9 protein-coding genes are annotated in these 12,258 nt (G+C 60.2%); 5 read left to right on the top strand and 4 right to left on the bottom strand.

Translation table 11 applies throughout. The features are described from left to right. Window positions 1-19 precede the first annotated feature (19 nt). Entirely contained in the window at window positions 20-1,558 is a 1,539-nt protein-coding gene (wsfD, locus tag KVT38_RS29540) for a glycan biosynthesis hexose transferase WsfD (RefSeq protein ID WP_217597341.1), read from the bottom strand. A gap of 33 nt (window positions 1,559-1,591) precedes the next feature. Next, entirely contained in the window at window positions 1,592-2,716 is a 1,125-nt protein-coding gene (locus KVT38_RS29535; protein ID WP_217597340.1) for a hypothetical protein, read from the bottom strand. Between the two features lie 405 nt (window positions 2,717-3,121). Between KVT38_RS29535 and KVT38_RS29530 the strand changes: the two genes are divergently transcribed. Both KVT38_RS29530 and KVT38_RS29525 read left to right on the top strand, forming a co-directional pair. Continuing rightward, window positions 3,122-3,613: a MarR family winged helix-turn-helix transcriptional regulator gene (locus KVT38_RS29530; protein WP_368859180.1), complete on the top strand. Its 492-nt coding sequence runs from the start codon at window positions 3,122-3,124 to the stop codon at window positions 3,611-3,613. Continuing rightward, a complete protein-coding gene (locus KVT38_RS29525) occupies window positions 3,610-6,804 on the top strand; it encodes an efflux RND transporter permease subunit (RefSeq protein WP_217597339.1) in 3,195 nt (1,064 codons plus the stop codon). Before KVT38_RS29530 ends, KVT38_RS29525 begins: the two co-directional genes overlap by 4 nt. A gap of 709 nt (window positions 6,805-7,513) precedes the next feature. Here KVT38_RS29525 and fumC read toward each other — a convergent pair. Further along, window positions 7,514-8,905 carry a class II fumarate hydratase gene (fumC, locus tag KVT38_RS29520; RefSeq protein ID WP_217597338.1) on the bottom strand — a complete coding sequence of 464 codons (1,392 nt, stop codon included), beginning with the start codon at window positions 8,903-8,905 and terminating at the stop codon, window positions 7,514-7,516. 549 nt (window positions 8,906-9,454) lie between these two features. Here fumC and KVT38_RS35060 point away from each other — a divergent pair. Continuing rightward, window positions 9,455-9,814: a glycosyltransferase family protein gene (locus KVT38_RS35060; RefSeq protein ID WP_254639660.1), complete on the top strand. Its 360-nt coding sequence runs from the start codon at window positions 9,455-9,457 to the stop codon at window positions 9,812-9,814. Beyond that, entirely contained in the window at window positions 9,787-10,323 is a 537-nt protein-coding gene (locus KVT38_RS35055) for a glycosyltransferase (RefSeq protein ID WP_368859179.1), read from the top strand. Before KVT38_RS35060 ends, KVT38_RS35055 begins: the two co-directional genes overlap by 28 nt. 37 nt (window positions 10,324-10,360) lie before the next feature. Here KVT38_RS35055 and KVT38_RS29510 read toward each other — a convergent pair whose 3' ends face one another. Further along, the gene (locus KVT38_RS29510) at window positions 10,361-11,338 is read right to left on the bottom strand and encodes an aldo/keto reductase (protein ID WP_217597337.1); all 978 of its coding nucleotides are present in this window, start codon (window positions 11,336-11,338) and stop codon (window positions 10,361-10,363) included. Between the two features lie 421 nt (window positions 11,339-11,759). Here KVT38_RS29510 and KVT38_RS29505 point away from each other — a divergent pair. Next, window positions 11,760-12,258, top strand: a 499-nt coding sequence (locus KVT38_RS29505) for an ABC transporter ATP-binding protein (RefSeq protein ID WP_217597354.1), incomplete at its 3' end; no start/stop codon positions are given.

Below are 12,258 nucleotides of genomic sequence, written 5' to 3'. Positions count from 1 at the left end.
CTCCTCGCTTGATGGTCGCTTAAGCGGCTGTCGCCGCCGCGGGGGCCGTGCCCGGATGCAGCGGCACATTGCGCCAGAGGCGTCCAAGCAGGGCGTCGGATATCGTGATGAAGGTGACGAGATCGAAGGCGATCGTGAACATGAACTCGTGCTTGGCCAGGTCGGCGTCACCGGCGCCCACGATGGAGATCGCGATCCCGGCCAGGCCCATGAGGATCATCATAAGCAGCAGCGGCAATCTGACCGCTTGCCTTCGGTTTTTGGTTCGCACGGCGGAGACGAACGAGGGCATGTAAAGCCCGACGACGATGATCGTCCACAGGAAAAGGAAGCCGAACGTTTTGGGCGTCAGCAGCTTCTTAAGCGTGCTGTATAAGGAGAAAAAATGCGTTTGAGCGCCGTAGGCATGGCCTTCCGACTTCTCAAAGTTGCCCATCGCCTCGGGTCTCGTCGTGAACGCGTTCTTGGCCGCGAGGTTCAGCATCCGCCCCGCCTGATCCGGGTGCGCCACGTAGTAGGCGAGCACTTTGCCGAAGCCGAATTTGCCGTAGAACTCGGTCAGCATTTTATTGGAATTGACGTCGATCGTCGTATAGGGCTCGTAGTAGATCGTGCCGCTCAGCAGTGAATACTGACCGTCTATTCCCATGCTCTCGAGCGACTTCTCGGGATCGCTCGAATCCGGCAGCACGCCCCGGGTCATGGCGTGATATTTGTTGATATTGACGAATTCCTGAGGAATCAGCGCGTAGGAAGCGATGCTCACGACGAGCAGCAGCGTCAATCCGCCGGCCGCGCTGAGCCTGTAGCGTCGGCCGCTTCGTGCCAGCAGCACCCAGATGCCGAACAAGGCAATCAGAATGCCGAGCGGCGCATTTTGCTGCTTGCTCGTGACGAGAAGCAGCGAGCTGGCGACGAATACGGCCAGCATGGCGTAATCGTTGAATCTTCCGCGATAGATCAGCAGTCCGCTGGCCAGCGTGAACAGCGACATGATGAGCATCAAGGCCTCGCTGTAAAAAGAGTTGAAATACGCGGTATAGGCCGTATCGCCGAAAATAAAAACAGCGACCGCTGCGATGATATAGCCTCGCTTGGCGGACGTCCTCCAGGTCAGCGCCTCGATCAGCATATAGACGGCGACGGTGTAAAGGAGCAAATAAATCGCCGCCTGAACGCGAATGTCGAACGTATGGGCATTCAGCAACCAAATGTTCAACTGCAGCGCGATGCGGATGAACAGGGATTGAGACGAAGAGAGAGTGGCGCCGTTCTCGTTGAAGTACTGGAAAATGCCGTAGTGCTTGACGAAGTAGCCGAAGTACTGTTCGGCGTAATCCGGCGCGTTGAAGTAAATGCCGTTGCTGTAAAGGATGCGGAAATAGTCGCCGTTATCCGCCATGCCGATGTATGGCTTGACGAACAAGGCGGCCGTCGAGATGGCGAGCACCGCGGCAGCGGCGAGGAAAGAGGGAGAGGCATAGCGGGTTGCCGCTATGAAAAGGCGTTTCCAAATGGCGGCGTTTGTCCCTGTGCCCGACGTTTCCGATCGGCTCATCTTTCCCTCTCCTTCCCGGCCAGCAGTCTGTATCTAGTAGGCGTAAGCCAGCAGCGCTGTCAGATTGTCGAACGAGTAGGCCTGGCCCGTCGCCGGGTCGCCGAAGCCGCCGTCCAGCGGCCCGCCGGACCCCGTCGTTCGGAGTTCGTTCATTCGCGCGATCGCCTGCTCATACAGCGCCTTGTCGCCGGCGGAGGACCCGATCATGGCGGCGAGCGCATAAATCGCTGTCGAGCGGACGTCATTCTCGGCCGCGCCGGTCCGGCTGTACGTGCCGAACAGCGTACCGGCGTCAACCTGCTTTTTGATGTATGCGATGCTCTCGGGATGCGCAAGCCCGGCCTCGGACAGGTGCAGAATCGTTACCAGCGATTCGACGGTACGAATGTCCTGGGGAGACGCATACTTGCCCGTGCCGTAATCGTAGCGCGTCTCGTAAAAAGGAAACGCGTCGCCAAGATAGCCGCCTTCGGCTATCCGCCGGGCATTGTCCAACAGTTTCTTTTTGTCGGCGTCCGGCAGCTTCAGCAAACCGAGCGTTTTTAAATCGATATAGCATAAGGTCACAAAGTCGTTCGTCGTCTTGTACGTCTCGTCATAAAAGTCGTAGAGCCGTCCGTCCTTCACGTTGTAGGTATAGAAACGCTTGCCGTATTTGTCCGCTTCCAGCGTATAAGCGGGGGCCTCGAATGCGTCGCCCGCCTCGTATAAGGCGCGTATGATTCGCAGATCATCCACGGCCGCATTGACCGGGTAACGTTTGTCCGAAAGAGGGCTGTACCGGTAACTGAACGACGCATTCATATCAAATACGGCGCGAGCTTGGCTCCAGACCGACTCGAACGCTTCTCGCCGCCCGCTAAGCGCATAATAACGCATCGACAGACCTGCCGACTCACTTAAGACTTCGTGGCCGCTAGCGGATGTACCGTTTTGCGCGGTATCGATCAAGTTCGTGTAGACGCCGTCCGGTCCCGTCAAACGGTTTTCGATAAAGCTTTCCAGCGCAGCGCGTCCTTCGCCATAAGACGCCGAGGCACCATACCTGCTCGTCCGCAGGTGACTCGCACCGTCATCTGCCGGCGTAGCCGCGCGGTGCTCGCACCCCGCCAGGAATACGATGCACGCGCATAGGACGGCAATGAGTCTAAGGATCATTTTGTCGCAGCGCTCCTGTCTCTGACACGATTGGTCGCATGGCTTGTACAATAATTACCACGCTCGCCCCATCTTTGCGACGGCATTCGGAATCATCTTTGCTTCATTCGACCATATTTAGTGAATTGGTCTTAAAAGTTATGGAGATGATCGGGCTTATGTATATTGATGTCGAATAAATAGATATATAAGATTATAGATGCAAAAAATGGATTCAAAAATAATCCATTATACCTACTTTGTTTTCATAGAGAATATTCTAGATGATTCCTCAGTTTTCGTAACGAAAAACAATTTGGTAATTTTGATGCCCTTGCGTATACCGATGCGCAGGCAAGTTGACGTAGTCCGGTGTCCTCTGATATAGTTCGATAATGAAACCATTCGACAATCGAATCATAGAGGGTGATACCACTGCTGGACGGACCGAAGCTCAATGGGCTAATCGAACGCTACAAGGCCGCGATGTTCACCGTGAACCGCCGGATGACAGCGCTGCTCCGGGACGAGATGCCCGCCGATCTGACGCTGGACCAATTCACCGTCATCCAGTATGTCGGGACGCGCGACCGGTGCACGTCGACGGAGCTGGCCGACGTCTTTTGCGTGGGCAAGAGCTCGATCACGGCGATCGTATCGCGGCTGGTGGACAAAGAGCTGATCGAACGCATTCCCGACGACAAGGACCGGCGGGTGACGTACTTGCGCTTGTCGGAGGAAGGGCGGCGCGTCGTCGCCGAGCTGGACGGACGGATCGGCTCGCTGCTCGGCGCGTACGTGTCGGCGTTCGATGAAGCGGAAGCGGATCAATTCATAGAGACCTACGAGAAGCTGGCGCGCGTCATCATGACGGGCGGCGGAGAAGCTTCCGGGGAGAGGAGTGGCGGGGATTCATGAGGAGCATCGTCAAATTCAGGTGGGCGGTACTGGCGCTCTGGCTCGCGATCGTGGCCGGCCTGGTGCTCACGGCGCCCAACATGGCGGACCTCGTGCGCGAAAAGGGGCAGATTGACGTTCCGGACGGCTACACGTCGACCAATGCCGGCGAGCTGCTGCACGAGCGGGACGCGCAGCGCGCGAACGACGGAGGAGGCGGACGCGGCAACGCGACCGTGCTCGTCTTCCATGGCGAGGCAGCGCTAACCGACGCGCAGATGGCGGAGATCAAGGCGGGCATCGACAAGCTGAAGACCGAGAAGGAGAAGCTGGGCATCGGCTCGGTCACGACGCACTTCGACACGGCGGAGCTAAAGGATCAGATGGTGTCCAAGGACGGCAAGACCGTGCTGGCGCTGCTCTCCGTGAATACGGACGGGCGCGAGCTGTCCGAGGTGCGGAAGGATCTTGCCGACGCGATCGCGGACGTGAAGGTCGACCACTACTACACAGGCAACTGGATCATTCAAGAGGATGTCGTCGAGAGCTCGCAGGAAGGGCTTCACAAGACGGAGTACATCACGGTCATTTTTATATTGGCGATCTTGTTCCTCGTGTTCAGGTCCGCGATCGCGCCGTTTATCCCGCTCGTAACGGTGGGGATCAGCTACATTGCGGCGCAATCGGTCGTTTCTTATTTAGTCAAATATTTGGATTTCCCGTTGTCGAACTTCACGCAGATCTTTATGGTCGCGGTCATGTTCGGCATCGGCACGGACTATTGTATTCTGCTCATCAGCCGGTTCAAGGAGGAGCTGGCGCATAACGGCGGCGACAAGGTCGAGGCCATTCTGACGACTTACCGGACGGCGGGGAAAACCGTCATGTACGCCGGTCTGGCGGTGCTCGTCGGCTTCGCCTGCATCGGGTTTTCCACGTTCAGCCTGTACCAATCGGCCGTCGCGGTCGCGGTTGGCGTCGCGGTGCTGCTGATCGCGCTGGTTACGCTCGTACCGTTTTTTATGGCGGTGCTGGGCAAAGCCATCTTCTGGCCGACGCGCGGCTCGCTCGAGCACAAGCCGAGCCGGTTCTGGGGCGCGATGGGCAGCTTCTCCCTGAAGCGGCCGCTCTGGTCGCTGCTCGTGCTGGCGGTCGTGCTGGCGCCTTTCCTCTCCATCTATAAAGGCGCGATCTCCTTCAACTCGCTCGACGAGATCGGCGACCGCTACGATTCGGTCAAGGGCTTTAACGTGATCGCGGACAGCTTCGGGCCGGGCGAGTCGCTGACGACGACGGTCGTGCTGAAGACCGACAAGGCGATCGACACGTCCGAAGGGCTGGCGATGATCGAGCGCGTGAGCCGCGAGCTGGCAGGCGTCGACGGCGTCAAGGCCGTGCGGAGCGCGACGCGGCCGACGGGCGAGGCGCCGAAGGACTTTCAGGTGACGCAGCAGGTCGACACGCTCGGCAGCGGGCTGGACCAGGGCGCGGAAGGCATCGGCCAGGTATCGAAGGGGCTCGCCGACGCGAGCAAGTCGCTTAGCGCCAACGCATCGAAGCTCAGCGGTGCGGCGGCAGGCGCCGACGAGCTCGTGGCCGGCACGCAGTCGCTCAAGAGCGGCATCGCTCAGCTGGAGAGCGGCCTGAAGGCGGTGCAGAACGGGCTGGAAAGCGGTACGGCCGGCGCCGGAGAGCTCCGGCAGGGCGCGGCGCAGGCGAAGAAAAGCGCGGATCAGCTGCTGGCGGCGAGCCGCAAGCTGGAGGCGAGCTACAAGCAGCTGGCGAGCGGACTCGATCAGCTCGGCGCGGGCTACGGCGATATCGCCGCCAAGCAGAAGGCGCTGGCGGACGGTCTCGCCGACCTGGGTACGGGCATCGGAAGCCTTGGCGACAAGTATCCGGAGCTTGCGTCCGATGCGGAATACCAGCGCGCCGTCGCTTCGCTCGGCCAGCTGCAGTCGAGCGCCTCGCAGCTGGCAGGCGGGCTGTCGCAGCTGAACGCCAAGCTGGGCGGCGCGACGGCAGGCCTGAAGCAGGCGAACGCAGGCCTGGCGCAAGCGGCGGACGGTCAGGCGCAGCTGTCGGCGGGGCTGGCGAAGCTGGCGTCCGGCATCGGTTCGCTGCAGAGCGGGCTCGACCGGGCCGTCGATGGCCAAGGGCGGATCATCGGACAGCTGCCGGGCGTGACCGGCGGTCTCGACAAGCTGGCCGACGGCCAGCAGCAGCTGGGCGAGGGCTTCGCGCAGCTGAACGATCAACTGGGCGAGCTGACGAGCGGGCTGAACAAAAGCGTGAGCGGCCTCGACCAGGTGTCGGGCGGCCTGAAGTCGGCACAAGACTATATCGGCGAGCTGTCGTCGGCCTCGGACAGCGATCTGAGCGGCTGGTTCATCCCGGCGGACGCGATTCAGCGGGCGGACTTCCAGCAGGCGCTGGACGTATACGCCTCGAAGGACCGCAAGATAACGACGTTCGACGTCATTTTCTCGGGCAACCCGTACGAGCTCGAGACGATGAAGCTGATCGCGCCGCTGCAGGAGGCAGTCGACCGCGGGTTGAAGGGCACGGCATACGATACCGGCTCGAGACACGAGATCGGCGGCGTGACCAGCTCCAACAACGATCTGCACGAGATCTCATCCGCCGATTACTCGCGGACGGTCGTGCTCATGCTGATCGGCATCGGTCTCATCCTGATCTTTATGTTCCGCTCGATCGTCATTCCGATTTATCTGGTGATCTCGCTGATCGGCACATATTATACGTCGCTCGCGATCACGGAGCTGATCTTCGTGCGGATGCTCGGGCATTCGGGCACGAGCTGGACCGTGCCGTTCTTCGGTTTCGTGCTGCTGATCGCGCTCGGCGTCGACTACAGCATCTTCCTGATGGACCGGTTCCGCGAATACCGGGACCTGCCGCCGCAGGAGGCGATCCTGAAGGCGATGCGGAACATGGGCACGGTCATCCTGTCCGCCGCGCTCATCCTGGGCGGCACGTTCGCGGCGATGCTGCCGTCGGGCGTCATGTCGCTGCTGCAGATCGCCACGATGGTGCTGTGCGGACTGTTCCTGTACGCAGTCATCGTGCTGCCGCTGTTCGTGCCGGTCATGGTGCGCACGTTCGGCGAAGCGAACTGGTGGCCGTTCATGGGGCGGCGGTCCGGTGCGAGCGGCGACAGCGCCGTCGGCCGGGTGTCGCACGAGGCTTGAGGTTTAGGACGATTAAATATAAGCTGCGCTAATGATCGAAGGAAGCTCCGGCGACGGGGCTTCTTTCTTTTTATACGGAGGGGGAGTGTGCGCCTGATCTGCCCGTGCTGCTCGCGAGTTTTTGGACAGGAGATCCGCTATTCTTGCCAAAGAAGGCGAATAGGCTTAGTTTGCGGACCACAGTTCCGTTATCCCGCCTTGCTGCCTTGTTAATCGCGGGTTTTGGAGTAAATAAGATCCTCAGTCCGCAAACCGTCTGCAGGCTGCCAATAGGCAATGGTGCACAGAAAATATGCATGAAAGGCGAGCGGGGAGCGGCCGTGTGCGGTCTTGGTGCGATGGTGCACAGAAAATGTGCATGAAAGACGAGCGGGGAGCAGCTGCGTGCGGTCTTGGTGCGATGGTGCACAGAAAATGTGCATGAAAGGCGAGCGGTGCGCCGGCTGCTTGCGGTCATGGTGCAAGGGTGCACAGAAAATGTGCATGAAAGGCGAGCGGTGTGCCGGCTGCTTGCGGTCATGGTGCAATGGTGCACAGGAAATGTGCATGAAAGGCGAACGGTGCTCCGGCTGTTTGTGGTCACGGTGCGGTGGTGCACAGAAGATGTGCATGAAAGGCGAGCGATGCTCCTGCTGCGTACGGTCACGGTGCCGTGGTGCAAAAACGCTCCCGGCCGTCAAATGACGAGCCGAGAGCGATGGAGTCGAACCTATTCCTTCGGATGAATCATGTCTTCCGGTTTCACGTACTCGGTGAACTGCTCGTCCGTCAGCAGGCCGGTCTTGAGGGCGGCTTCGCGGAGCGTGAGGCCTTCCTTGTGCGCCAGCTTGGCGATCTTGGCGGCGTTCTCGTAGCCGATGTACGGGTTGAGCGCGGTGACGAGCATAAGCGACTGCTCGAGGTTGCGGCTCAGCACCTCATGGTTCGGCTCGATGCCGACGGCGCAGTGTTCGTTGAAGGAGCGCATGCCGTCCGCGAGCAAGCGGACCGATTGGAGGAACGCGTTCAGAATGACCGGCTTGAACACGTTCAGCTCGAAGTTGCCTTGAGAAGCGGCAAAGCCGATTGTGGCGTCGTTGCCCATGACCTGGCAGGCGATCATCGTGATCGCTTCGGCCTGGGTCGGGTTGACCTTGCCGGGCATGATGGAGCTGCCGGGCTCGTTCTCGGGGATCGTGATCTCGCCGATGCCGCTGCGGGGACCGCTCGCGAGCCAGCGCACGTCGTTGGCGATCTTCATGAGATCGGCCGCGAGCGCCTTCAGCGCGCCGTGGGCGAAGACGGATTGGTCGTGGCTGGTCAGCGCGTGAAACTTGTTCGGCGCGCTCACGAAGCCTTTGCCGCCGGTCGCTTCGCTCAGCGCCTGGGCGACGCCGTCGCCGAACGCCGGGTGCGCGTTGATGCCGGTGCCGACCGCGGTGCCGCCGATCGCGAGCTCCTTCAGCGTCTGCGCGCTGGTGCGGATCATTTGCTCGGTCTTGTCCAGCATCGCGTGCCAGCCGCTGATCTCCTGACCGAGCGTGATCGGCGTCGCGTCCTGCAGGTGGGTACGGCCGATTTTGACGATATCCATGAACGCTTCGGACTTGGCCTTCAGCGTCTCCTTGAGCTCGGCGAGCGCCGGGAGGAGCACTTCGTCGACCGCTACGACGCTCGCGACGTGCATCGCGGTCGGGAACGTATCGTTGGAGCTCTGAGACTTGTTCACGTCGTCGTTCGGGTGAACGCGCTTATCCGAGCCCTTCGCTTCGAGCAGTTGATTCGCGCGACGCGCGATGACTTCGTTGACGTTCATGTTGGACTGCGTGCCGCTGCCCGTCTGCCAGACGACGAGCGGGAACTCGGCGTCCCATTCGCCGGCTACGATCTCGTCGGCCGCGGCTACGATCGCGTCCTTCTTGTCGGCGTCGAGCTTGCCCAGCTTGTGGTTGACTTGCGCGGCCGCCTTCTTCAGTTGGGCGAACGCCGTAATCAATTCCTTTGGCATCCGCTCCGTGCCGATCTTGAAGTGCTGGCGGCTGCGCTCGGTTTGCGCGCCCCACATAGCGGTAGAAGGCACTTGAATCTCGCCCATCGTATCGCGTTCAATCCGGAATTCCATTGCTGATTCTCCTCCTGCGCCCTTATGAGTTATGCGGTCCGTCCGGGCGGGACAACGTCCGCGGCTTCGGAACCGTCTTTCGATAAAAGCGGCCGCGTTCGCCGGAGCGGACCGCGAGGCCGTTTTTAACATCACGTCTTCCATTATAATGGCTCGTCCCCAAGGTTCCAAATGGAATCGGCGCCGCCTCGCGTCCTGAAGTTGGAACTGGCCGCGCTTTCAGATCGTGCCGCCTTTGGCCGGGATGAATACGATATGGCATTCGTAAGAAAATACATTGCCTGGGAGCATTGTGGGGTATGACGAAGTCATACTGCTTAACTTGGAAGGGGCCGGTACGGCGTAGCACCGGTCTTGGCATCGCGAGCAGGCATTATGTCCGCGCTTTGAGGAAGCAAGGCGTGCCGGTATCCATCGGTGCGGATAATCGCTCCCGCGGTTCGGCGTGCCGCGTGCTCGTTTGTCATTATCCGCCCGACTTCATCAGGCTGAGCGAAGAGAAGCGGCGCTATGATCGGGTGATCCTGAACCGGTCTGGGAGACGACCCGATGATTCCCCGGCGTTGGCTGAAAAACATCAACCGGTTCGACGCGATATTCGTGCCTTCAAGGCAGAACAAAGAAGCTTTCCGGGCAAGCGGCGCGAAGGCGCCGATCTACATCGTGCCGCATGGCGTGAACGCCTCTTTCTACCGACCCTGCAATCCGCCTTTGCGCGTGCCGGGTACGGCCGGCAAGTTCGTATTCGTGTCCGTGTTCGGGTTCCAGCATCGCAAAAATCCGGAAGCGCTGCTCAAAGCATATTGGAAGGCGTTCTCGGTACGCGACAAGGTTCATCTGGTTATCAAGACCAACGGGTATGCGTCTTATGAAAACAAGCAGTGGATCGAACGCGGATCCGAGGTTTAAAGCGGAGGCTCGGGCTGCGTAAAAGGACGGCGCCCCTCACGGTGCTCGCGCACCGGATGGATGAACGCAGGCTGCGGGGAATCTATTCGCTGGGAGACGCATTCGTGCTGCCGACAAGGGGAGAAGGCGTCGGATTGCCTTTCTTGGAGTCTATGGCAAACGGCACGCCGGTGATCGCGACGGGCTGGGGCGGCCATATGGACTTCGTGAGGGATGGCAATGCGTTTAAGGTCGGGTACCGATTGCGCCGCCCCGTGGAGAGCATGAATAAGCCGACAGCTATCGCCCGCCGGTTCCGGTATCTATTCAACGGTCCGGGACAACGGTGGGCCGAGGCGGACGAGGGAAGCCTGATGCGGCAGATGCGCAAGGCCTATCTGAATCCGGGGCTGTGTCGGCAAAAGGGACGCCAAGCCCGTCTGGATGCCTCCCGGCTTAGTTGGAACAGGGCTGGGGCTACTATGAAAAGAGCTATCGGGCGCGTCGCGGGGCGGAGAAAAAGAGGATAGCCCCGCGGCAACGCTGTTTTCTCCGAATGGTCCTGGTTTAGAACCCCTGCACCGGGTGCGGCACGTAGGGCTCCTCCAAGCGCGCGATCTCCTCGGCCGTCAAATGCAGCGACAGCGCCGCGACCGCGTCGTCCAGGTGATGCGGCTTCGTCGCGCCGACGATCGGCGCTGTCACGACGGACTTCTGCGCGACCCAGGCCAGCGCGACTTGCGCCCGCGGAACGCCGTGGGCGGACGCGATCTCTGCGACGCGCTCCACGATCGTCCGGTCCGACTCCACCGACGACCGGTAGAGCGTCTTGCCGAAGGCGTCCGATTCGGACCGCTCGCTCGTCTCGTCCCAGTCGCGCGTCAGCCGTCCGCGCGCCAAAGGGCTCCAGGGGATGACGCCGACGCCGAGCGCCTCGCACAGGGGCAGCATTTCGCGCTCCTCCTCGCGATACAGCAGGTTCACATGATTTTGCATGCTGACGAACTTCGTCCACCCGCCGCGTTCCGCCGTATGCTGCGCTTGCAGAAACTGCCATGCGTACATGGACGATGCGCCGATATAACGCGTCTTGCCCGCCTTGACGACATCGTGCAGCGCCTCCATCGTCTCTTCGATCGGCGTATGCGGTTCCCAGCGGTGGATCTGGTACAGGTCGACATAGACGGTACCGAGCCTGCGCAGACTGTTGACGATCTCGCTCAGGATCGCCCTGCGGGACAGCCCCGCCCCGTTTGGCCCCGGCCGCATGCGCCCGTGCACCTTGGTGGCGAACACCACATCGTCGCGGCGCACGAAATCGTTGAGCGCCCTGCCCACGATCTCCTCGCTTGTGCCGTCCGAGTACACGTTGGCCGTATCGAAGAAGTTGATGCCCAGGTCCAACGCCTTGCGGATAAACGGGCGGCTGCTCGCCTCGTCCAGCGTCCAAGGATGCGTCCCGCGGTCCGATTGGCCATAGCTCATGCATCCCAAGCAAAGGCGGGATACCTGCAGGCCGGTGCGACCGAGTCTCTTGTATTCCATCGTTGTATTCCTCCTTCGGCTTGTCCTTCTCTTCGCATCATAACGGATTCGCGTCGGAATTGAAACTTGAAATCACACTTATCAACTAGGAATATCCGATCGCGACCGGCACAACAATTTTTCTGTCGCAACTCTCTAAATGGCCGAAAAAGCCAGCTATTACAAGCTTTTTTCTCATTCAAAAATGAATTGACATTCCTAAGGTGCGGTGATAAAGTACACTCAAGAATTTTAAGTTAAACCTACTGGATTACTTGGTTTAATGTCGAATTTGAAAAAGAGCGACTCCATAAAGAGCATGCTGACCGAACCGTCGGAGGCATCCCCAAGCATCAGAGCGATCATGCATCGCTCCTGTCTGGAGGTGTCTCTTTTTTCATTCATCGACAAACGGCCGAGGCATTAGAAAGGAGTGGTTACCATCGGAGCTACGCTGCTTGCGATCAAGGATCTGAACAAGAGCTTCAGGACGGACAACAAATTCGTGCAGGCACTCCACCATATCGAACTTGATGTCAAGGAGGGGGACTTCGTCACCGTCATCGGGCCGAGCGGCTGCGGCAAAAGCACGTTGCTGTGGATCGTCGCGGGGCTCGATACGGGTTATCAAGGCAGCGTTCTATTGGAGGGAGAGCCGATCGCGGGTCCGGGCATCGACAAAGGCTTTATCTTTCAGGAGCCGCGTCTGTTCCCTTGGCTGACGGTCGAGAAAAACATCGCGGCGGACCTGTCGCTGCGGGATGCGGGCGTGCGGCGCAAGGTCGACGAGCTCATCGAGCTCGTGAGACTCCAGGGGTTCGAAAAAGCGTATCCGAAGGAGCTGTCGGGCGGCATGGCGCAGCGCGTATCGGTCGCGAGAGCGCCGCTGCGCAATCCGAAGATCCTGCTGCGCGATGTGCCCTTCGGTGCGCTGGAGGCCT

Origin of the sequence: Cohnella sp. GbtcB17 (assembly GCF_019091135.1) — a bacterium.
Classification (GTDB): Bacteria; Bacillota; Bacilli; order Paenibacillales; family Paenibacillaceae; genus Cohnella.
Note: the sequence above shows the minus strand (reverse complement) of the source record. Positions and strands in the feature narration are given on the sequence as shown.